1 pseudogene is annotated in these 268 nt (G+C 69.4%); it reads left to right on the top strand.

Annotation, left to right across the window (positions count from 1 at the left end):
• Nucleotides 1-268: pseudogene (locus IG99_RS43870) on the top strand (RNase J family beta-CASP ribonuclease); the annotation flags it as partial.

Genomic DNA, 268 nt, shown 5'->3' with positions numbered 1-268 from the left:
CCGGGAGGGCGACCGGCGTGGCTTCGGGCCCTTCGACTGCGAGTTCGTGGCGGTCAACCACTCCATCCCCGACAGTCTCGCGGTCGCGATCCGCACCCGGGCCGGGATGGTGCTGCACACCGGCGACTTCAAGATGGACCAGTTCCCCCTCGACGACCGCATCACCGATCTGCGCGCCTTCGCCCGCCTCGGCGAGGAGGGCGTGGACCTGTTCCTCACCGACTCCACCAACGCCGAGGTACCCGGCTTCACCACCTCCGAGCGTGAG

It is taken from the genome of Streptomyces griseus subsp. griseus (assembly GCF_000720255.1).
Classification (GTDB): Bacteria; Actinomycetota; Actinomycetes; order Streptomycetales; family Streptomycetaceae; genus Streptomyces; species Streptomyces griseus_I.
Note: the sequence above shows the minus strand (reverse complement) of the source record. Positions and strands in the feature narration are given on the sequence as shown.